The organism is Caballeronia sp. ATUFL_F1_KS39, from assembly GCF_023630985.1.
In the GTDB taxonomy this organism is placed as follows: domain Bacteria; phylum Pseudomonadota; class Gammaproteobacteria; order Burkholderiales; family Burkholderiaceae; genus Caballeronia; species Caballeronia zhejiangensis.
The window spans coordinates 112,596-133,283 of sequence record NZ_JALQDZ010000019.1 but is presented as its reverse complement, the minus strand read 5'-3'; the positions used below and the strand labels follow the sequence as shown (position 1 = coordinate 133,283).

Sequence of the window (20,688 nt, the reverse complement as noted above, 5' to 3'; positions counted from 1 at the left end):
AAGCGATGTTTGGCGAGAAGTTTGTCGGTCGGCAAAGTCCGATGGTGCTCGTGCTTGGGCTGGGTGAATCCGGTCTGGCGATGGCGCGCTGGTGCGCCAGGCACGGTTGCCGCCTGCGGATCGCCGACACGCGCGAAGCGCCGCCGAATCTCTCCGAACTCGCGATCCACAAGATCGATGCGGATTTCGTCGGCGGCGCGTTCACGCCCGCGTTGCTCGATGGCGGCATCGAACTCGTCGCGATCAGCCCGGGGCTGTCGCCGCTCGCGGATGACCTCGCACCGCTGATCGCTGCAGCGAAAGAACGCGGCATTCCCGTCTGGGGCGAACTCGAACTGTTCGCGCAGGCGCTCGCCGGACTCGGCGCGAACGGCTATGCGCCTAAGGTCATCGCGATCACGGGCACGAACGGCAAGACCACCACGACCGCGCTCACCGGCCTCTTGTGCGAGCGCGCGGGCAAGTCGGTCGCGGTCGCGGGCAACATCAGCCCGGCGATGCTTGACAAGCTGACCGAAGCCATCGACCAGACCGCGCTGCCCGATGTCTGGGTGCTCGAACTGTCGAGTTTTCAGCTCGAAACCGCGCATACGTTCGCACCGGATGCCGCCGCGGTGCTGAACATCACGCAGGATCATCTCGACTGGCACGGCGGCCTCGACGCCTATGCCGCCGCGAAAGGGCGCATCTTCGGCCCGGCCACGACGCGCGTGCTGAACCGCGACGACAGCCGCGTCATGAAGCTCGCGGCGAACGTCGCGCAACATCGTGTCGTGACGTTCGGACTGAACGAGCCGCTGAATGTCGGCGACTACGGTTTGCTGCGCGATAACGGCATGCAGTGGCTCGTCGTTGGCATCGATCAGGACGCGTCGGAAGAGACTGCGACTTCGCGTCGCCGCAAGAAGGACGAGGCCGAGCCGAACCTCGTTTCCAAGCGTCTGATGCCCGTCGACGCGCTGCGCATCCGCGGTCTGCACAACGCGGCGAACGCGCTCGCAGCGCTGGCGCTGGCTCGCGCGATCGATCTGCCGCTCGCGGCGCTTTTGCACGGCTTGCGCGAGTATCGCGGCGAGCCGCATCGCGTCGAAGTGATCGCGCAGATCGACGGCGTCGATTATGTCGATGACAGCAAAGGCACGAACGTCGGCGCGACGGTCGCCGCGCTCGACGGCCTCGCGCAACGCGTCGTGCTGATCGCCGGCGGCGACGGCAAGGGCCAGGACTTTTCGCCGCTCGAAGCGCCGGTCGCACGCTGGGCGCGCGCCGTGATGCTGATCGGTCGCGACGCGGCGCGCATCCGCGAAACGCTGGCATCGACGAATGTCGAATTGCAGGATCACGCGACGCTCGAGGAAGCGACGAACGCCGCCGCGAAAATCGCGGAAGCCGGCGACGCCGTGCTGCTTTCGCCCGCGTGCGCGAGCCTCGACATGTTCAAGAACTACGCACATCGCGCCGACGTGTTTCGCGGCGCGGTCGAAGATATCGCCGCCGCGCGGGGAGTGATGCTATGAGCTGGTCGGAACGCTTCGGATCGAAACTCACCGGACAGCGCAACGCCATGCCCGGCGACTCGCTCGCGGGCCGCTCGAATTCGGGCACGCGCGGCGGCATTTCGAGCGCGGTCAACGGCGTGCGCCCGGCGCGCTCGCGCATGCTCGACTACGACTATTCGCTCTTGTGGGTGATGATCTCGCTGCTCGGCCTGGGCATCGTGATGGTGTACTCGGCGTCGATCGCGATGCCGGATTCGCCCAAGTACGCGAGTTATCGCGACTATCACTTCCTCGTGCGTCACCTCGTTTCGATCACGACGGCGCTCGTCGGCGCGACCATCGCGTTCAAGATTCCGATCAAGACGTGGGAAAAGTACGCGCCGAAGCTTTTTCTCGTCGCGCTGGCGATGCTCATCATCGTGCTGATTCCGCACGTCGGCAAAGGCGTGAACGGCGCGCGCCGCTGGATTCCGCTCGGCATCACGAACATGCAGCCGTCGGAGATCATGAAGCTCGCGGTGACGATCTACGCTGCGAACTACACCGTGCGCAAGCAGGAATTCATGCACAGCTTCGGCAAGGGCTTTCTGCCGATGGCGGTCGCGGTCGGCGCGGTCGGTGCGCTCTTGCTGCTCGAGCCCGATATGGGCGCGTTCATGGTGATCGCCGCGATCGCGATGGGCGTGCTGTTTCTCGGCGGCGTCAACGGCAAGCTGTTCGGCGGCCTCGTGCTGACGGCGGTGGGCACGTTCACGATGCTCGTGTGGCTGTCGCCGTGGCGTCGCGAGCGGATCTTCGCGTACCTCGATCCGTGGGACGACCGTTACGCGCAAGGCAAGGCGTATCAATTGACGCACTCGCTGATTGCGTTCGGGCGCGGCGAGTGGTTCGGCGTCGGCTTGGGCGGCAGCGTCGAGAAGCTGAACTATCTGCCGGAAGCGCATACCGACTTCATTCTCGCGGTGATCGGCGAGGAGCTCGGTTTCGTCGGCGTCATCTGCGTGATCCTGCTGTTCTACTGGATCGTGCGCCGCGCGTTCGAGATCGGCCGTCAGGCGCTTGCGCTCGATCGCACGTTCGCCGGTCTGATGGCGAAGGGCGTCGGCATCTGGTTCGGCGCGCAGACGTTCATCAACATGGGCGTGAATCTCGGTCTTCTGCCGACCAAGGGTCTCACGCTGCCGCTCGTGTCCTACGGCGGCTCGGGCATTTTGCTGAACTGCGTCGCGCTGGCGGTGTTGCTGCGCGTCGATTACGAAAATCGCGTCTTGATGCGCGGAGGAAAAGTATGACCGCGCAACGCGACCGCACCTTGATGGTGATGGCGGGCGGCACCGGGGGCCACGTGTTCCCGGGGCTCGCGGTCGCGCACTGGATGCAGGCGCACGGTTGGCGCGTCGTGTGGCTCGGCAATGCGAGCGGCATGGAAGCGACGCTCGTGCCGAAGCACGGCATTCCGATGGAATACGTGCGCTTCGGCGGCCTGCGCGGCAAGGGCGTCAAGACCAAGCTGATGTTGCCGGTGAATCTGCTGCGCGCATGTTCGCAAAGCCTCGCCGCGCTGCGCCGCGTGAAGCCGGACGTCGTGCTCGGCATGGGCGGCTATATCACGTTTCCGGCGGGCATCATGACGAAGCTCGCGGGCTGCCCGCTCGTGCTGCACGAACAGAACTCCATCGCGGGGCTCGCGAACAAGGTGCTCGCGCATCTCGCAAAGCGCGTGCTCGTCGCGTTTCCCAATGCTCTGCCGAATGCAGAATGGACCGGTAATCCGATCCGTGCGGAACTAACGAGCGCATTGCCACCCAAAGAACGCTACGCCGCGCGTTCGGGACGCCTGAACGTGCTCGTCGTCGGAGGCAGTCTCGGCGCTGCCGCGCTCAACGAAACCGTGCCCAAGGCGCTCGCGATGCTCGCATCGGAAGAGCGCCCGCGCATCGTGCATCAGGCGGGCGCGAAGCATATCGAAGCACTGGAAGCGAACTACGCGGCTGCGGGTCTCACGCGCGGTGAAGACCTGCAACTCGTGCCGTTCATCGAAGACATGGCGAGCGCGTATGCATCGGCGGATCTCGTCATCTGCCGGTCGGGCGCGATGACCGTCTCGGAAATCGCCGCGGTCGGCGTGGCGGCGCTCTTCGTGCCGTTCCCGTTCGCCGTCGACGATCACCAGACGACCAACGGCGCGTTCCTCGCGAAGAACGGCGCGGCTGAACTGATACAACAACGCGATCTGTCGGCGCAAAAGCTCGCCGACTGGTTACGCGTACAGACGCGCGACACGCTCGCGGCTATGGCCGAGCGCTCGCGCGCGCTGGCGAAACCGGACGCGACCGAAAAAGTCGCGAGCATTTGCGCCGACGTTGCCGGCGCGCGTTTCGACGCGCAAGCTCGGGAGGCACACTAAATGAAGCACATCGTCAAACATATACATTTCGTCGGGATCGGCGGCGCGGGCATGAGCGGGATCGCCGAAGTGCTGCTCAATCTCGGCTATCACGTGAGCGGATCCGATCTTTCGAACGGCGCGGTCACCGAGCGTCTGCGTGCGCTTGGCGCGCGCGTCGAGATCGGTCATCACGAGCAGAACATCGAAGGCGCGAATGCGGTGGTCGTTTCGACGGCCGTGCGTCCCGACAATCCAGAAGTGCTCGCGGCGCGGCATCGCCGCGTGCCGATCGTGCCGCGGGCCGTGATGCTCGCGGAACTCATGCGCCTGAAGCAGGGCATCGCCATCGCCGGCACGCACGGCAAAACGACGACGACTTCGCTCGTCGCGAGCGTGCTGGCGGCGGGCGGGCTCGATCCGACCTTCGTCATCGGCGGGCGGCTGAACAGCGCGGGCGCGAACGCGCGTCTCGGCACGGGCGATTTCATCGTCGCTGAAGCCGATGAGTCGGACGCTTCGTTCCTGAATCTTTTCCCGGTGATCGAAGTCATCACGAACATCGACGCCGATCACATGGATACCTACGGCCACGACTTCGCGCGGCTCAAGCAGGCGTTCATCGAGTTCACGCATCGGCTGCCGTTCTACGGCATTGCCGTGCTATGTGTCGACGATCCGAACGTCCGCGAAATCCTGCCGTTCGTGTCGAAGCCGATCATCCGCTACGGTCTCGGCGCGGAAGCGCAAGTGCGCGCGGTGAACGTCGAGGCGCGCGACGGCCGCATGCATTTCACGACGCTGCGTGAAGACGCGCCGTCGCTCGACATCGTGCTGAATCTGCCGGGCACGCATAACGTGCAGAACGCGCTCGCGGCAATCGCGATCGCGACTGAACTCGAAGTCGCGGATGCCGATATCCAGCGTGCGCTCGCTGAATTCAACGGCGTAGGCCGTCGCTTCCAGCGTTACGGCGAAGTGAGCGCGGCGAGCGGCGAAGGCGCGTACACGCTCATCGACGACTACGGTCATCACCCGGTCGAAATGGCCGCGACGATCGCGGCGGCGCGCGGCGCGTTTCCGGGGCGGCGTCTCGTGCTCGCGTTCCAGCCGCATCGCTATACGCGCACGCGCGACTGTTTCGAGGATTTCGTGAAAGTGCTGTCGACGGTCGACGCCCTCGTGCTCACCGATGTCTACGCCGCCGGCGAAGCGCCCATCGTGGCCGCCGACGGCCGGGCGCTCGCGCGTGCGATCCGCGTCGCGGGCAAGGTGGAGCCGGTGTTCGTCGAGACGATCGACGAAGTGCCCGACGCGGTGACGACCATCGCGCGCAACGGCGACGTGGTGATCGCCATGGGCGCGGGTTCCATCGGCGGAGTGTGCGGCAAGCTGGCTAACCCCCAGCCTCAGTAAGAGCAAGACCATGAGCAATCAAGTGAATCAAATCGATCCGAAAGTCTTCGGCAAAGTCGCGGTGCTGCTCGGTGGCAATTCCGCCGAACGCGAGGTCTCGCTCAATTCCGGGCGCCTCGTGCTCGAAGGCTTGCGCGAGGCGGGCATCGACGCGCACGCGTTCGATCCGGCGCGGCATCCGCTTTCGGATCTGAAGGCGCAAGGCTTCGTGCGCGCGTTCATCGCGCTGCATGGCGGTTACGGCGAGAACGGGCAACTGCAGGGCGCGCTCGATTTCTACGGCATCCGCTATACGGGCAGCGGCGTGCTCGGCTCGGCGCTCGGCATGGACAAGCTGCGCACGAAGCTCGTGTGGCAGCAGACCGGCATTCCCACGCCGCCGTTCGAAACCGTCTTTCGCGGCGAAGACTACGCGGCGCGCGCGCAGGACATCATCGCGAAGCTCGGGCTGCCGCTCTTCGTCAAGCCGGCGAGCGAAGGATCGAGCGTCGCGGTCATCAAGGTGAAGAGCGCGGAGACGCTCGTGCCCGCGCTCGAAGAAGCGGTGAATTACGACAAGATCGTGATCGTCGAGAAGAGCATCGAGGGCGGCGGCGAATTTACGTGCTGCATCGCGGGCGATCTCGACTTGCCGGTCATCAAGATCGTGCCGGCGGGCGAGTTCTACGACTATCACGCGAAGTACGTCGCGGACGACACGCAATACCTGATTCCGTGCGGCCTGACCGAAGCCGAAGAAACGCGCATGAAGCAGCTGACGAAGCGCGCCTTCGAGATTCTCGGCTGCACCGACTGGGGTCGCGCGGACTTCATGCTCGACTCGGACGGCAACCCGTATTTCCTCGAGGTGAACACGGCGCCCGGCATGACCGATCACTCGCTGCCGCCGAAAGCCGCGCGCGCGGTCGGCATCAGCTACAAGGATCTCGTCGTGAAAGTGCTGTCGCTCACGCTGAAGAACTAGGTCGATCACACACAGGACACGAACAAGCGAAACCATGTGGAACAACGTTCGCCAACTCAACCTCGCCGCCAACGGGCTGCACGTCGTGCTCGTGCTGCTGCTTCTCGGCGCCGCGGGGTACTGGGCGATCCAGCGTCCCGAGTTTCGCCTGCGCGAGATTCAGATCGACGGGGATACGGCGCACATCAGCTCGCCGGTCGTGCGGGCAAGCGTGATCGGTCATCTGAAGGGCAACTACTTCACGGTCGATCTCGATGCGGCGCGCGCCGCGTTCGAGCAGGTGCCGTGGGTGCGCCACGCGAGCGTGCGCCGCGTATGGCCGAACGCGCTCGCGGTGACGCTCGAGGAATACAAGCCGCTCGGCACGTGGGGGAACGATCAACTGGTGAGCGTGGACGGCGATCTCTTCACCGCGAATCAGGGCGAACTCGACGACGATCTGCCCGCGTTCGACGGCCCCGAGGGCACGGCGAAGGAAGTGGTCGCGCGGTATCACGATTTCGAGAAGTGGTTCGCGCCGCTCGACGCGAAGCCGGAAGAAGTCACGCTGTCGCCGCGCTTCGCGTGGACGGTCAAGCTGTCGAACGGCACGCAGGTCGAACTCGGACGCGAGCGTAATCAGGACACGCTGAACGACCGTTGCAAGCGTTTCGTCGCGTCGTGGCCGTCCGTCACGGGACGCTGGGGGAAGGACATCGAATATGCGGATTTGCGGTACCCGAACGGCTTTGCCATACGAGCCGCGAACATGCGCTTCATCAACGACACCGACAAGGCCAAGAAGTAAGCAGACATCACAGGCATGAGCACGCTATGAGCAAAGACTACAAAGACCTGCTGGTTTCCCTCGACATCGGAACGTCGAAGGTGGTCGCGATCGTCGCCGAATTGAAGGGCGAAGGCCACTACGAGGTAATCGGACTCGGTCAGAGCGACTCGAAGGGGTTGAAGAAGGGCGTCGTGGTCAATATCGAGGCCACGGTGCAATCCATCCAGCGCGCGCTCGAAGAAGCCGAACTGATGGCGGATTGCAAGATCACAAACGTATTCACCGGGATCGCGGGCAGCCATATCCGCAGCTTCAATTCGAGCGGGATGGTCGCGATCAAGGACAAGGAGGTCACGCAGGCGGATGTCGCGCGCGTGATCGAAACGGCCAAGGCGATCAACATCCCGACCGATCAGCAGGTGCTGCATATCCTCACCCAGGAATTCATCATCGACGGGCAAGAGGATGTGCGCGAGCCGATCGGCATGAGCGGCATCCGCCTCGAAGTGAAGGTGCACATCGTGACGGGCGCGGTGAGCGCGGCGCAGAACATCGTGAAGTGCGTGCGCCGCTGCGGCCTCGAAGTGAACGACCTCATTCTGCAGCCGCTCGCGTCGTCGCTTGCGGTGCTGACCGAGGACGAGAAGGAACTGGGCGTGGTGCTCGTCGATATCGGCGGCGGCACGACGGACATCGCCATCTTCAGCGAAGGCGCGATCCGACATACGGCGGTGATTCCCATCGCGGGCGATCAGATCACGAGCGACGTCGCGATGGCGCTGCGCACGCCGACGCCGGATGCGGAAGACATCAAGGTGAGCTACGGCATCGCGAAGCAGGCGCTCGCTGATCCGGACGAAATGATCGAAGTGCCGGGGCTGGGCGAGCGCGGTCCGCGCACGCTGTCGCGGCAGGCGCTGGCGGCGGTCGTGGAGCCGCGCGTCGAAGAGCTGTTCTCGCTGGTGCAGCAGGTCGTGCGCGAGTCGGGCTATGAAGAACTGCTGTCGAGCGGCGTCGTGCTGACCGGCGGCGCGGCGATGATGCCCGGCATGGTCGAGCTCGGCGAAGACATCTTCCTGAAACCGGTGCGCATCGGCGTGCCGGAATACGCGGGCGGCCTTGCCGATGTCGTGCGCAATCCGCGCTATTCGACGGCAATGGGCCTGCTCGCCGAAGGACGCTCGCAACGCATGCGCGGCCGCAAGGTCGCGGTACAGAACGGTTCGATGGGACAAGTCTTCTCGCGGATGAAAGACTGGTTCCTCGGGAATTTCTAAGCAATACGCAACACGTAACAAAAAGAATTTCGCGCCGGTACCGGCGGCTGGTGCGCGACAAGGGGTTGCCCGATCTCTCGTCGAATAACGCCGATCTTCATTCTTGACGGAGGCAACATGGATTTCGAAATGCTGGAAACGGAAACCAACGGAACGATCATCAAGGTCGTGGGCGTTGGTGGTGCTGGCGGCAACGCGGTTCAGCACATGATCAACCGCGGCGTGCAGGGCGTCGACTTCATCGTGATGAACACCGACGCGCAAGCGCTCGCCCGTTCGCGCGCGCCGGCGGTTCTGCAACTGGGCATGACCGGTCTCGGCGCTGGCGCGAAGCCGGAGAAGGGCAAGGAAGCGGCGGAAGACGCGCGCGAGCGTATCGCCGACGCACTGCGCGGCGCGCACATGGTGTTCATCACCGCGGGCATGGGCGGCGGCACGGGCACGGGCGCGGCGCCGGTGGTCGCGCAGATCGCCAAGGAAATGGGCATTCTCACCGTTGGCGTCGTGAGCAAACCGTTCGAGTTCGAAGGCGGCCGCCGCATGCGCGTCGCGGAAGCGGGCTCGCAGCAACTGGAGGATCACGTCGACTCGCTGATCGTCGTGCTGAACGACAAGCTGTTCGAGGTGATGGGCGATGACGCCGAGATGGACAAGTGCTTCCAGTGCGCGGACGACGTGCTGAACAACGCTGTCGCCGGTATCGCTGAAATCATCAACGTCGATGGCCTCGTGAACGTCGACTTCGAAGACGTGAAGACGGTGATGGGCGAGCAGGGCAAGGCGATGATGGGCACGGCGACGGTTGCCGGCGTCGATCGCGCGCGTCTCGCCGCGGAACAGGCGGTCGCGAGTCCGCTGCTGGAAGGCGTGGATCTGTCGGGTGCGCGCGGCGTGCTGGTGAATATCACGTCGAGCCGTTCGCTGCGTCTGTCGGAAACGCGTGAAGTGATGAACACCATCAAGTCCTACGCAGCCGACGATGCAACGGTCATCTTCGGCGCCGTGTACGACGACGCGATGGGCGACGCGCTGCGCGTGACGGTGGTGGCGACGGGCCTGGGCCGCGCGGCGAAGAAGCAGCAGCAAGCGCCGATGACCCTCCTGCGCACGGGCACCGACAATCAGCCGGTCGCACACGCGCATCACGCCGCCGCGCACAATTCGTACGGTACGCAGCACGGTCAGAGCACGACGGATTACGGTCAGCTCGACACGCCGGCAGTGTGGCGCTCGACGCGTGAAACGGCGGCTTCGCACGTGCAGGCGCTGCAGGAAAAAGGCGTCGATACTTACGACATTCCGGCGTTCCTGCGCAAGCAGGCGGACTGAGCGAAGCGCACGTTATTTGCTGCTGAGTTCGTGACGAAGCGGCACACCGCGTGCACGCGCTGAACGTCCGGCGCGCACGACGCAGGCTTCGCGTGGGACGACTGTCCAAGGCCGCGTCCTGATGCAAAATGGACGCCGGGCCGTGGCCAGCCGACCTCCACGAATCTGCCCCTGACGTCGAGGAAGGCAGAGTGAAGCCGAAATCGCTGCGGAGACTTTCGGCGCGGTTGCGGGACGATGCGATCGCGAGGATGTCCGCGAGCACTGATGAGGGAAGGACCGAGCATGATCAAAGTGGGTGAAACGTTGCCCGACGTGCGTCTCTTCGAGTTCATCGACGAGGCCACCGAGGGCTGTGCCGTGGGACCGAATGCGTTCCCGGTGCGCGAGCGGAGCGCAGGCAAGCGCGTGGTGATCTTCGGATTGCCGGGCGCGTTCACGCCGACGTGCTCCGCCAGACACGTGCCCGGCTATGTCGAAGCGGCGGCGGATTTGTCCGCGGCAGGCATCGACGAAGTCTGGTGCGTTTCCGTCAACGACGCGTTCGTCATGAACGCGTGGGGACGCGATCTTCAAACCGCGGGCAAGGTGAAGATGATTGCGGACGGCAGTGCGCGTTTCACTCAGGCACTCGGACTGGATCAGGATTTGTCCGAGCGTGGCATGGGAATCCGTTCCCAGCGCTACGCGATGGTGGTCGACGACGGCGTGGTCAAGACGCTGAATGTCGAAGCGCCCGGCAAGTTCGAAGTCAGCGACGCTCGCAGTATCCTGGCGACGTTGCGCTGAGTGCAGCGGCGCGCCGCGTTGCCCGCGCGCAACGCTTGAAGCGCCCTCGCATTGAGCTGCAATTTGGGGCCGATGACCGGAAATGCCTCCATTCCGGCCATCGGCCCGTTCTACTTCACAAATCCTTCGCCTTGGCGTAACACAGGGAAACAGTTGATACCACCTGGATCAGGACGGCATGCGGCGAATGGAGTATAATTCGACCTATTAGAATTTAACGCACGATTAATTTCCTTTATAGGATCTTGAATCGGAAAGAACATCATGTTGAAGCAGCGAACAATCAAGACCGTCGTCAAAACCGTGGGGATCGGGCTCCATTCCGGCCGCAAGGTCGACCTGACCCTGCGCCCAGCGCCGATCGGGACGGGCATCGTCTTTTCGCGTATCGACCTGCCCGAGCCGGTCGATATTCCCGCGTCCGCGATGGCGATTGGCGACACGCGTCTCGCTTCCGTGCTGCAGAAGGACGGCGCGCGCGTCTCGACCATCGAGCATTTGATGTCGGCGTGCGCGGGCCTCGGCATCGACAATCTGTATGTCGATGTGACCGCCGAGGAAATCCCGATCATGGACGGCAGCGCGGCATCGTTCGTGTTTCTGATTCAATCGGCGGGTATCGAAGAGCAGAACGCGCCGAAGCAATTCATCAAGGTGACGAAGCCCATCGAAGTGCGCGACGGCGACAAATTCGCGCGCCTCGAACCGTATTTCGGCTTCAAGCTGAGCTTCACGATCGATTTCCGCCATCCGGCCGTCGACAAGACCGGTCAGGCGCTCGAAGTGGATTTCGCGACCACGTCGTATGTGCGTGAAATCGCGCGCGCCCGCACGTTCGGCTTCGCGCATGAGGTGGAGATGATGCGCGAACTGGGGCTCGCGCGCGGCGGCAGCATGGACAACGCGATCGTGCTCGACGAGTACCGCATCCTCAACAATGACGGCCTGCGTTACGACGACGAATTCGTGAAGCACAAGATGCTCGACGCGATCGGCGACCTGTACGTGGTCGGCCGTCCGTTGCTGGCGTCGTACAAGGCGTACAAGGGCGGTCACGCGATGAACAACATGCTGCTGCGTGAGTTGCTCGCGAACGAAGACGCTTATGAAATCGTCACATTTGAAGATACGAAAACCGCACCGCGCGGTTTCGGTTTCGACACGCAGACCGCGTTTGCTTAACTGAAAGCCTCAACGGATGAACAAGAATGAGCGGCCGGGCGCCGCTCATTTTTTTTGTCCGCGCGCCTGATGCCGCTCCGCCATCCGCGCGAGCGCTTCCTGTAGAGGCGACGGCTCGAGCGAGGCCGCCAGATCATGCAGCGCCGATGCGCCCGCCGCAGACATGCGCGCCTGCTTCGGCGGCGCGGATTCTTTCATCGGCTGCGGACGGACGCGGATTTTCAGCGCGTTGACGGCCCAGCCGCGTTGTTGCAGGTCGGAAAGCAGACGCGGCTCGATATGCCGCAGCCGCGCCGCCAGCGCGTTGTGCGCGGCGAAAAGCGCGAGGACTCCGTCCTTGATGAACCCCGGTTCCACGTTCGACGCCAGATAATCCGGCAAAAGCGAGCTCAGATCGCGCTGCAGCGCCGCCACTTGCTCGACGCCCGCGCGCAACGCGCGGAACGCATCGGTGCGATCGAGGACATCGGCGACGGCTTGCGGCCGCCGCGGATCGAAACCCGATCTTGAATTCGTAGAAAAGCGGCTCATTTTTGTATAGGCGCAGGCCCGACGGAACGGTTCGATTGTACGCGAGGCGGCCCGTTGCTTCGGGCGGGGAAACGAGTTTCGCCCGAGCTTTCAGCGGGTTGACTGTCGCGTTCCGTCTACGCACGCGCGGGCACGCCGACGCAAGGTCTGCCAAACTCACATGCTAAAATTCCCGATTCGAATTTCACCTTATGGACTTAAGTCGCCGAGGTTCTCCGAGCCCGGACGCAGCTTTGTGCTGTGGCCGTCCGAAGCCGCGACGCAGACACTGATCCGATGACGACCGGTTTCCTTCAGAAGATTTTTGGCAGCCGCAATCAGCGGCTGGTCAAGCAGTATCAAAAGACCGTTGCGGCAATCAATGCCCTCGAGCCGACCGTCGAGAAGTATTCGGACGACCAGCTGCGCGCCAAGACCGACGAGTTCCGCCAGCGCGTCGCGGGCGGCGAATCGCTCGACGTGATCCTGCCCGAGGCGTTCGCGGTCTGCCGCGAGGCGAGCAAGCGCGTCCTGAAGATGCGCCACTTCGACGTGCAGCTCATCGGCGGCATGGTCCTGCATTACGGCAAGATTGCGGAAATGCGTACCGGCGAGGGCAAGACGCTCGTCGCGACGCTCGCCGCGTATTTGAATGCGCTGTCGGGCCGCGGCGTGCACGTCGTGACGGTGAACGACTACCTCGCCCAGCGCGATGCCGAATGGATGGCGCGCCTCTACAACTTCCTCGGTCTGTCGTGCGGCGTGAATCTGTCGCAGATGGAACACTCGCAGAAGCAGGAAGCGTACGCGGCGGACATCACGTACGGCACGAACAACGAGTTCGGCTTCGATTATCTGCGCGACAACATGGTCTACGAGACCAACGCGCGCGTGCAGCGGCCGCTCAATTTCGCGATCGTCGACGAAGTGGACTCGATCCTCATCGACGAGGCACGCACGCCGCTTATCATCTCCGGTCAGGCTGAAGATCACACCGATCTCTACGTGCGCATGAACGCGCTGCCGCCGCTGCTCGAGCAGCAGATCGGCGAAGAGAAGGCCGACGGCACCGGCGTCGAAAAGCCGGGCGATTACACGCTCGATGAAAAAGCGCGTCAGGTGTTCCTGACCGAATCGGGCCACGAGAAGGCCGAGCGGCTGCTCGCCGAGTGGGGTTTGATCGGCGAAGGCGAGAGTCTCTACGCGCCGCAGAACATCACGCTGATGCACCACATCTATGCCGCGTTGCGCGCGCATACGCTTTTCCTGCGCGATCAGCACTACGTGGTGCAGAACGGCGAAGTCGTGATCGTCGACGAATTCACCGGCCGCATGATGACCGGCCGCCGCTGGTCGGACGGTCTGCATCAGGCGGTCGAAGCGAAGGAACACGTCCAGATTCAGGCCGAGAACCAGACGCTCGCGTCCATCACGCTGCAGAACTATTTCCGCATGTACTCGAAGCTGTCCGGCATGACCGGCACGGCGGACACGGAAGCCTACGAATTCAACGAAATCTACGGCCTCGAAACGGTCGTGATTCCGACCAACCGTCCGCCGAAGCGTGTCGACAAGCAGGATCAGATCTACAAGACGTCGAAAGAGCGTTACGACGCGGTGATTCGCGACATCCGCGATTGCGTCGAGCGCGGTCAGCCGACGCTCGTCGGCACGACGTCGATCGAAGCGTCCGAATTGCTGTCGCATCTGCTCACGCAGGCGGGCGTGAAGCACGAAGTGCTCAACGCGAAACAGCACGCGCGCGAAGCGGCGATCGTCGCGGAAGCGGGCCGTCCGGCCGCCGTCACGATCGCGACGAACATGGCCGGCCGCGGCACGGACATCGTGCTTGGCGGCAACGTCGAGAAGCAGGCGTCGTTCATCGAAGCGGATCTCTCGATCCCCGAGAACGAGAAAGCCGCGCGCATCCAGAAGCTGCACGACGAATGGCAGGCGCTGCACGATCACGTGAAGGCGGCGGGCGGTCTGCATATCATCGGCACCGAGCGTCACGAGTCGCGCCGTATCGACAACCAGCTGCGCGGCCGCGCGGGCCGTCAGGGCGATCCGGGTTCGTCGCGCTTCTATCTGTCGCTGGACGATCCGCTTCTGCGCATTTTCGCGGGCGACCGCGTGCGCGCGATCATGGATCGCCTGAAGATGCCGGAAGGCGAGCCGATCGAAGCAGGCATGGTCACGCGTTCGATCGAAGGCGCGCAGCGCAAGGTCGAAGCGCGCAACTTTGACATCCGCAAGCAACTGCTCGAATACGACGACGTCGCGAACGATCAGCGCAAGGTCATCTATCAGCAGCGTAACGAACTGCTCGAAGCGAACGACGTGCAGGAAACCATCGCGGCGATGCGTCAAAGCGTGATCGGCGACGTCGTGCGAACCTTCGTGCCGGCGGGCAGCATCGAAGAGCAGTGGGAAGCGCCGGAGCTGGAAGAAGTGCTGCGCAACGACTGGTCGCTCGATCTCGCGGTTCAGGAGATGATCAACGAGTCGAATTCGATCGACGCGGAAGAAATTTGCGAAGCCGTGCTCGCCGCCGCCGACGAAGCGTACGAAGCGAAGGTCGCGATGGTCGGCCGCGAATCGTTCAGCGCGTTCGAGCGCTCGATCATGCTGCAGACGCTCGATAGCCGCTGGCGCGAGCATCTCGCCGCGCTCGATCACTTGCGGCAGGGCATCCATCTGCGCGGCTATGCGCAGAAGAACCCGAAGCAGGAATACAAGCGCGAGGCGTTCGAACTGTTCGCCGCGATGCTCGACGCTGTGAAGCAGGAAGTCACGCGCGTCGTGATGAACGTGCAGATCCAGTCGCCGGAGCAGCTCGAAGAAGCCGCCGAGCAGTACGAAGAGAAAGGCAGCCACCTCGAAAACGTGTCGTTCACGCACGCGGATTTCAACGCGCCGGCCGCCGAGCCGACGCCCGCCGCGGCGGCGGCGAGCGCCACCGCGCAGATGGTCAGCCAGGCGATGGCCGCCGGCGACGACATCAGCGTGGCGACGCGTCCTTCGGACGACGTGCCGAAGGTCGGCCGCAACGATCCGTGCCCGTGCGGCAGCGGCAAGAAGTACAAGAACTGTCACGGCAAGCTGGTGTAATCGGCTCGTGACCTGACGAACAAGCGACGCAGCGATGCGTCGTTTGTCTTTGCAGCATCCATCCTTCACGGCGCCGGTTCGAATCCGCTGGCCGGCGTCAGTCTTTCATCATGTGCCGGTTCGATGAGCCGGCATTCGCCACTTTCAGCGAGACGCGAACATGGCCGTCAACTTCCCCTCGATCGATCCCGCAGCGCTTCATCCCGTCCCCGGCGTCACGCTCGGTTACGCGGAGGCGAACATTCGCAAGCCCAATCGCAAGGACGTGCTCGTCATTCGCGTCGATGAAGGCGCGAGCGTCGCGGGCGTTTTCACGCAGAATCGCTTCTGCGCCGCGCCGGTTACGGTCTGCCGTGAGCATCTCGCGGCGGCGGGCCAAGGCGGCAAGGGCATTCGTGCGCTCGTCGTGAATACGGGCAACGCGAACGCAGGCACCGGCGAGCCGGGCATGGCGCACGCGCGCGAAACCTGCGCGGAGCTCGCGCGTCTCGCCAATCTCGATGCGCAGCAAATCCTGCCGTTCTCGACCGGGGTGATTCTGGAGCCGCTGCCGATCGATCGCCTGAAGGCCGGTCTGCCCGCCGCGCTCGCGAATCAACAAGCCGCGCACTGGTTCGACGCCGCGCAAGCGATCATGACGACCGACACGCTGCCGAAGGCGGCGTCGCGCCAGGTAACGATCGACGGTCACGTCGTCACGCTGTCGGGCATCAGCAAGGGCGCGGGCATGATCCGCCCGAACATGGCGACGATGCTCGGCTTCCTCGCATTCGATGCGAATGTCGCGCAGCCGGTCCTCGATCAGCTCGTGAAGCACGTCGCGGATCGTTCGTTCAACTGCATCACGATCGACGGCGATACGTCCACCAACGATTCGTTCATCCTGATCGCGTCGGGGAAGTCGTCGCTGCCCGTGATCACATCGACGGATTCGCCCGCGTACGCCGCATTGCGCGACGCCGTGACCGAAGTGGCGCAGGAACTCGCGCAACTCATCGTGCGCGACGGCGAAGGCGCGACCAAGTTCATGACGATCACGGTGGAGGGCGGCCAGGACGCGGCGGAGTGCCGTCAGATTGCCTACGCGATCGGCCATTCGCCGCTCGTTAAGACCGCGTTCTACGCGTCCGATCCGAACCTCGGCCGCATTCTCGCTGCGATCGGTTATGCGGGCGTAACGGATCTCGATGTCGGCAAGATCGATCTTTATCTCGATGACGTGCTGGTCGCGAAAGCCGGCGGGCGCAATCCCGCGTACAAGGAAGAAGACGGCCAGCGCGTGATGAAGAAGAGCGAGATCCTGATTCGCGTCGTGCTCGGGCGCGGCGACGCGCAAGCGACCGTCTGGACCTGCGACCTTTCGCATGATTACGTGAGCATCAACGCCGACTATCGCTCCTGAACGCGGACAACTCGATGGATAAACTCGAACAATTTCTCACGCGCGCCGAAGCGGTGCTGGCGCGCATCGAAGGCATGTTGCCGCCCGCCGCGCCCGATATCGACTGGGAATCCGCGGTGGCGTTTCGCTGGCGCAAGCGTCAGGGACGCGGCTTCCTGCAACCCGTTTCCCCCATCTCGCAGATCTCGCTCGACGACCTTCAGAACATCGATCGTCAGAAATCGCTCATTCAGCAGAACACGCAACAGTTCGTGAACAAGCTGCCCGCGAACAACGTTCTGCTGACGGGCGCGCGCGGCACGGGCAAGTCGTCGCTGATCAAGGCGTGTCTGAACGCGTATGCGAAGGACGGCTTGCGCCTGATCGAAGTCGACAAGGACGATCTGCATGATCTCGGCGATATCGTCGATCTGATCTCCACGCGGCCCGAGCGTTTCATCGTCTTCTGCGACGATCTCTCGTTCGAGGAAGGCGAGTCGGGCTACAAGGCGCTGAAGGTCGCGCTCGACGGCTCCGTCGCCGCGCAATCGGACAACGTGCTCATCTACGCGACGTCGAACCGCCGCCATCTGTTGCCCGAATACATGAGCGACAACGAGACTTACAAGCACACGTCCGACGGCGAGATTCATCCCGGCGAAGTGGTCGAAGAAAAGATTTCGCTTTCCGAGCGCTTCGGCCTTTGGGTCAGCTTCTATCCGTTCAAGCAGGACGACTATCTGTCGATCGTCGGACACTGGCTGAAGCACTTCGGCTGCGCCGACGCCGAAGTCGAAAGCGCACGCGGCGATGCGCTCGTGTGGGCGCTCGAACGCGGATCGCGCTCGGGCCGCGTGGCGTGGCAATTCGCGCGCGACTGGTCGGGACGCAAGCAATGACCGATGCGAAGCCGGACATCGCGCCCGATGGCCGCAAGGTGACCGAAGTGGCCGTCGGCGTGATGGTGCAGCACGACGGGCGCTATCTGCTTGCGCAGCGGCCTGCGGGCAAACCGTATGAAGGTTACTGGGAGTTTCCCGGTGGCAAGCTGGAGCCAGGCGAGAGCATCGAGGCGGCGCTCGGTCGCGAACTGCACGAGGAACTGGGCATCGATGTCACCGCGTGCCAGCTCTGGCGCACGCTGGAGCATGATTATCCCCATGCGTACGTGCGGCTTTTCTTCTGCAAAGTGACGGAGTGGAACGGTTCGCCGGTCGGCCGCGAAGGTCAGGCGATCGCGTGGCAGACGCTTCCCGTCGAGGTCGCGCCGCTCCTGCCGGCAGCCATTCCGATTTTGGAATGGCTCGAAGAGGAAGAGCGCGAATAACGGCGCTCAGTTGAGTCCGCCGCGATTGTCTTCGTCCGGCGGCGTTTCCTGCGAATTACCCGCGATCTTGTACTTCTCGGCAGCCCACGCGCCGAGATCGATCTGCTTGCAGCGCTCGGAACAGAACGGGCGAAAGCGGTTTTCGGGAACCCAGCGGACATCCTTGCCGCAGGTCGGACATTTGACGACAGTGGTCATGACGAATACGAATTGAGCCGGTTACGGACGATATTTGACCACATGAGGCCAAACCGTTCCGATTCAAAGGCTGCAAAGCGTCAGATGAAACGGCACGTCGACATCGACGGCGCGCGGTTTCAGATCGCCGTCCTGCACCGTGAAGCGCACCCACAGCATGTACTTGTTCGCGCTTGCTTCCGGAATCACGCGCGTGTCCGGTGAGACGCGCACTTGCATCAGCTGATACGTGCGGCCGGACAACATCTGCTGGTAGCTGCCCTGCATCGCCATGACTTTCGATGCCTGACCCGACTCACGCGCGAGCCGCAATACGATGGCCGCCGCGTCGCGCAACGCGAGCATCGGCATGACCCACTTCGCGATGTCCTGGCGGCGCTCCTCGACCGGCAACTGCTGCCAGGCGTAATACGACGGCAAATCGAACTTGCACGTTCCGCCGGGAATGATCGTGCGGCTGCGGATGCTCGCGAGCCATTCGTTGTCGGCGAGATGCTGGCCGGTCTTGCCGTGCATTTCGGTGAGGCCGGCGAGCGTCTGCTCGATTTCGCCGAGCACGGCTTCGAGCGCTTCCTGTTCGATGCCCGGATTGCCGCGAAACGGCGCGAGCGTTTGCCGCTGCCGTTCGAGTTCCTTCATGAGGTCGGCTTTGAGGTCCGTGCGGCCAGCGACTTCCGCGATCTCGAAGAGCGTCGTGAGTGCAACGTGATGTTCTCGCGCGTCTTCCTGAGTCAGAAAGAACGTGAAGCGCTCGAACAGGTCTTCGAGGCGCAGCAGCGTCCGGATTCGCTCGTTGAAGGGATACTCGTAAAGGATCAAGCGCGCTCGCCTCGGCGTGGGTCGGTTGCTTCCATGAGCGGAAGTGAGCACATTCTAATGCCGCATCCTCACCCTAGCAAATCGGGCCATATTCGGGCGCCGAATGGCTCCTTTCGGCGGAAAACCGGGAACTTTTCGACGATTTCGCGAACTCAGGCGATCGCCGTCACGTCATGTGGACGCAAGCGAAAGATAACGACCGTGCAGTGTTTCGACTTGCTGCGCGAGCGTGTCGAGCGTGGCGGTTTCATCGTTGAGCACGATGTCGTCGGCAGCCGCGAGACGCGCTTCGCGAGACGCCTGCTTCGCGATGATCGCGAGCACCTGTTCGCGCGTGAAGCCGTTGCGCCGCATGACGCGAGCGATCTGCGTCTCGACGGGGCAATCCACCACGAGCACGCGCGACACGCGGCTCGCCCATTCACCGGACTCGACGAGCAAGGGCACCACGACGATGTGATACGCGCCCTGCGCTGCGAACCGCTGGCGTTCCGTCTCGGCGCGAATCAGCGGATGCACGATGCCTTCGAGGCGCGCCTTCGCGGTGTCGTCGGCGAAGACGAGCGCGCGCATCTTCGCGCGATCGAGCGAGCCGTCCGCCGCGATGAAGCCGTCGCCGAATTCGCTCGCGATGAGCGGCATCGCGACGCCGCCCGGCGCCGTGATTCGATGCGCGATCAGGTCCGTGTCGATCAGCGGCACGCCGCGCGCTGCGAAGAGATCAGCGACCGTGCTCTTGCCGCTGCCGATGCCGCCGGTAAGACCAATGCTGAACATCCGTTGCTCCGTTCGGTTCGATCAACCTAACAATGCATAAAGCGGCGTGCCGATGAAAAGCGTGATCGCGCCGCCGGCCGCGAGAAACGGTCCGAACGGCAACGGCTCTTCGAAACGCATGCGCTTGCGCCACGTCGCCACGATGCCGAACACGGCGCCCGCGACGGCCGCGATCAGAAGCACTTGCGCGAGCGACGACCATCCGAGCCACGCGCCGATCGCGGCGAGCAGCTTGAAGTCGCCGTAGCCCATGCCTTCCACGCCGCGCACGAGCTTGAAGAGCCAGTACACGCACCACAGGAACAGATAGCCCGCGACTGCGCCCGTCACGGCGTCGTGCAGCGTCGCGAATCCGCCTTCGCCGAAATTGACGAGAAGCCCGGCCCAAAGCAGGGGCAGCGTCAGCACATCGGGAAGATAGCGTGTGTCGTAGTCGATGAGCCCTGCCGTCAGCAAGGCCGCGCATAGACCGAACGCGGCCAGCGCGGGCCACGTGGGACCGAACGCGTAAAGCGATAGCGCCGCCAGCGCGCCGGTCGCGAGTTCGGTCAGCGGATAGCGCGGGCTCACGCGTGCGCCGCATGCCGAGCAACGTCCGCGCAGGGCCAGATAGCTGATGACGGGAATGTTTTCCCACGCGCGCAGCACGTGCTTGCAATGCGGGCACGCGCTGCGCGGCACGGCGAGATTGAAGCGCTCGGGATAGGGATCGGCGGCGGCGAATTTGGTGGCATCGGACGCCTCGGGAATGGCAGCGTCGACTTCCGCGCGCCATGCGCGTTCGAGCATGACCGGCAGACGATGCACGACGACAGTAAGAAAACTGCCGATCACGAGGCCGAACACGATGGCGAACCCGTACTGCACGGCCACGGGCAGCGCCGCGAACGCCGCCAGATAGCGGCTCGCGAAATGCGCGGCGGTCGGATCGAACGAAGGCTGCATGATGGACGA

19 protein-coding genes are annotated in these 20,688 nt (G+C 63.7%); 14 read left to right on the top strand and 5 right to left on the bottom strand.

Features of this window, described 5'->3' with window-relative positions:
- Nucleotides 1–5 precede the first annotated feature (5 nt).
- The 10 genes from murD to lpxC all read left to right on the top strand — a co-directional run bounded on the left by murD (nt 6) and on the right by lpxC (nt 11,611).
- On the top strand, nt 6–1,517 hold the full coding sequence (gene murD / locus NCR93_RS11910; protein WP_250478827.1) for a UDP-N-acetylmuramoyl-L-alanine--D-glutamate ligase: 1,512 nt from the start codon (nt 6–8) through the stop codon (nt 1,515–1,517).
- Nucleotides 1,514–2,791: a putative lipid II flippase FtsW gene (gene ftsW / locus NCR93_RS11905; RefSeq protein WP_008342990.1), complete on the top strand. Its 1,278-nt coding sequence runs from the start codon at nt 1,514–1,516 to the stop codon at nt 2,789–2,791. Before murD ends, ftsW begins: the two co-directional genes overlap by 4 nt.
- A complete protein-coding gene (gene murG / locus NCR93_RS11900; protein ID WP_250478826.1) occupies nt 2,788–3,906 on the top strand; it encodes an undecaprenyldiphospho-muramoylpentapeptide beta-N-acetylglucosaminyltransferase in 1,119 nt (372 codons plus the stop codon). Before ftsW ends, murG begins: the two co-directional genes overlap by 4 nt.
- On the top strand, nt 3,907–5,301 hold the full coding sequence (gene murC, locus NCR93_RS11895; RefSeq protein WP_034471448.1) for a UDP-N-acetylmuramate--L-alanine ligase: 1,395 nt from the start codon (nt 3,907–3,909) through the stop codon (nt 5,299–5,301).
- 22 nt (nt 5,302–5,323) lie between these two features.
- The gene (locus NCR93_RS11890) at nt 5,324–6,265 is read left to right on the top strand and encodes a D-alanine--D-alanine ligase (RefSeq protein ID WP_008342984.1); all 942 of its coding nucleotides are present in this window, start codon (nt 5,324–5,326) and stop codon (nt 6,263–6,265) included.
- A 34-nt stretch (nt 6,266–6,299) separates the two neighbouring features.
- A complete protein-coding gene (locus tag NCR93_RS11885; protein WP_008342982.1) occupies nt 6,300–7,052 on the top strand; it encodes a cell division protein FtsQ/DivIB in 753 nt (250 codons plus the stop codon).
- A 26-nt stretch (nt 7,053–7,078) separates the two neighbouring features.
- Nucleotides 7,079–8,311 (top strand): cell division protein FtsA, encoded by a 1,233-nt coding sequence (gene ftsA, locus NCR93_RS11880; protein ID WP_008342980.1) that lies wholly within the window; start codon nt 7,079–7,081, stop codon nt 8,309–8,311.
- Between the two features lie 117 nt (nt 8,312–8,428).
- On the top strand, nt 8,429–9,640 hold the full coding sequence (gene ftsZ / locus NCR93_RS11875) for a cell division protein FtsZ (protein WP_008342979.1): 1,212 nt from the start codon (nt 8,429–8,431) through the stop codon (nt 9,638–9,640).
- 285 nt (nt 9,641–9,925) lie between these two features.
- The gene (locus NCR93_RS11870) at nt 9,926–10,429 is read left to right on the top strand and encodes a peroxiredoxin (protein ID WP_175982744.1); all 504 of its coding nucleotides are present in this window, start codon (nt 9,926–9,928) and stop codon (nt 10,427–10,429) included.
- A 264-nt stretch (nt 10,430–10,693) separates the two neighbouring features.
- Entirely contained in the window at nt 10,694–11,611 is a 918-nt protein-coding gene (lpxC, locus tag NCR93_RS11865; RefSeq protein WP_008342975.1) for a UDP-3-O-acyl-N-acetylglucosamine deacetylase, read from the top strand.
- Nucleotides 11,612–11,656: 45 nt separating this feature from the next.
- On the opposite strand, the gene NCR93_RS11860 is transcribed toward lpxC, so the two are convergent.
- Nucleotides 11,657–12,142: a DciA family protein gene (locus NCR93_RS11860; protein WP_250507522.1), complete on the bottom strand. Its 486-nt coding sequence runs from the start codon at nt 12,140–12,142 to the stop codon at nt 11,657–11,659.
- Nucleotides 12,143–12,418: 276 nt separating this feature from the next.
- Between NCR93_RS11860 and secA the strand changes: the two genes are divergently transcribed.
- The 4 genes from secA to NCR93_RS11835 all read left to right on the top strand — a co-directional run bounded on the left by secA (nt 12,419) and on the right by NCR93_RS11835 (nt 17,940).
- Nucleotides 12,419–15,232 (top strand): preprotein translocase subunit SecA, encoded by a 2,814-nt coding sequence (secA, locus tag NCR93_RS11855; protein ID WP_034471684.1) that lies wholly within the window; start codon nt 12,419–12,421, stop codon nt 15,230–15,232.
- A gap of 160 nt (nt 15,233–15,392) precedes the next feature.
- Nucleotides 15,393–16,634, top strand: a complete 1,242-nt coding sequence (gene argJ / locus NCR93_RS11845) for a bifunctional glutamate N-acetyltransferase/amino-acid acetyltransferase ArgJ (RefSeq protein ID WP_250478824.1) — start codon at nt 15,393–15,395, stop codon at nt 16,632–16,634.
- Between the two features lie 14 nt (nt 16,635–16,648).
- Nucleotides 16,649–17,512 (top strand): ATP-binding protein, encoded by an 864-nt coding sequence (locus NCR93_RS11840; protein WP_250518331.1) that lies wholly within the window; start codon nt 16,649–16,651, stop codon nt 17,510–17,512.
- Nucleotides 17,509–17,940 carry an NUDIX domain-containing protein gene (locus NCR93_RS11835; RefSeq protein WP_008342968.1) on the top strand — a complete coding sequence of 144 codons (432 nt, stop codon included), beginning with the start codon at nt 17,509–17,511 and terminating at the stop codon, nt 17,938–17,940. Before NCR93_RS11840 ends, NCR93_RS11835 begins: the two co-directional genes overlap by 4 nt.
- Before the next feature lie 6 nt (nt 17,941–17,946).
- Here NCR93_RS11835 and yacG read toward each other — a convergent pair whose 3' ends face one another.
- The 4 genes from yacG to NCR93_RS11815 form a co-directional block, all read right to left on the bottom strand.
- Nucleotides 17,947–18,138, bottom strand: a complete 192-nt coding sequence (gene yacG, locus NCR93_RS11830; RefSeq protein ID WP_008342966.1) for a DNA gyrase inhibitor YacG — start codon at nt 18,136–18,138, stop codon at nt 17,947–17,949.
- A gap of 63 nt (nt 18,139–18,201) precedes the next feature.
- Entirely contained in the window at nt 18,202–18,957 is a 756-nt protein-coding gene (gene zapD / locus NCR93_RS11825; protein WP_008342965.1) for a cell division protein ZapD, read from the bottom strand.
- Between the two features lie 171 nt (nt 18,958–19,128).
- Nucleotides 19,129–19,734 (bottom strand): dephospho-CoA kinase, encoded by a 606-nt coding sequence (gene coaE / locus NCR93_RS11820; protein ID WP_008342963.1) that lies wholly within the window; start codon nt 19,732–19,734, stop codon nt 19,129–19,131.
- A gap of 21 nt (nt 19,735–19,755) precedes the next feature.
- Nucleotides 19,756–20,679, bottom strand: coding sequence for a prepilin peptidase (locus NCR93_RS11815; RefSeq protein WP_008342961.1), 924 nt, complete (start codon nt 20,677–20,679; stop codon nt 19,756–19,758).
- Nucleotides 20,680–20,688 lie beyond the last annotated feature (9 nt).

Bases quoted from the DNA above. Each gene is read 5' to 3' on its own strand.
- murD (WP_250478827.1), top strand. From the start codon at position 6: ATGTTTGGCGAGAAGTTTGTCGGTCGGCAAAGTCCGATGGTGCTCGTG.
- ftsW (WP_008342990.1), top strand. From the start codon at position 1,514: ATGAGCTGGTCGGAACGCTTCGGATCGAAACTCACCGGACAGCGCAAC.
- murG (WP_250478826.1), top strand. From the start codon at position 2,788: ATGACCGCGCAACGCGACCGCACCTTGATGGTGATGGCGGGCGGCACC.
- murC (WP_034471448.1), top strand. From the start codon at position 3,907: ATGAAGCACATCGTCAAACATATACATTTCGTCGGGATCGGCGGCGCG.
- NCR93_RS11885 (WP_008342982.1), top strand. From the start codon at position 6,300: ATGTGGAACAACGTTCGCCAACTCAACCTCGCCGCCAACGGGCTGCAC.
- ftsA (WP_008342980.1), top strand. From the start codon at position 7,079: ATGAGCAAAGACTACAAAGACCTGCTGGTTTCCCTCGACATCGGAACG.
- ftsZ (WP_008342979.1), top strand. From the start codon at position 8,429: ATGGATTTCGAAATGCTGGAAACGGAAACCAACGGAACGATCATCAAG.
- NCR93_RS11870 (WP_175982744.1), top strand. From the start codon at position 9,926: ATGATCAAAGTGGGTGAAACGTTGCCCGACGTGCGTCTCTTCGAGTTC.
- lpxC (WP_008342975.1), top strand. From the start codon at position 10,694: ATGTTGAAGCAGCGAACAATCAAGACCGTCGTCAAAACCGTGGGGATC.
- NCR93_RS11860 (WP_250507522.1), bottom strand. From the start codon at position 12,142: ATGAGCCGCTTTTCTACGAATTCAAGATCGGGTTTCGATCCGCGGCGG.
- secA (WP_034471684.1), top strand. From the start codon at position 12,419: ATGACGACCGGTTTCCTTCAGAAGATTTTTGGCAGCCGCAATCAGCGG.
- argJ (WP_250478824.1), top strand. From the start codon at position 15,393: ATGGCCGTCAACTTCCCCTCGATCGATCCCGCAGCGCTTCATCCCGTC.
- NCR93_RS11840 (WP_250518331.1), top strand. From the start codon at position 16,649: ATGGATAAACTCGAACAATTTCTCACGCGCGCCGAAGCGGTGCTGGCG.
- NCR93_RS11835 (WP_008342968.1), top strand. From the start codon at position 17,509: ATGACCGATGCGAAGCCGGACATCGCGCCCGATGGCCGCAAGGTGACC.
- yacG (WP_008342966.1), bottom strand. From the start codon at position 18,138: ATGACCACTGTCGTCAAATGTCCGACCTGCGGCAAGGATGTCCGCTGG.
- coaE (WP_008342963.1), bottom strand. From the start codon at position 19,734: ATGTTCAGCATTGGTCTTACCGGCGGCATCGGCAGCGGCAAGAGCACG.
- NCR93_RS11815 (WP_008342961.1), bottom strand. From the start codon at position 20,679: ATGCAGCCTTCGTTCGATCCGACCGCCGCGCATTTCGCGAGCCGCTAT.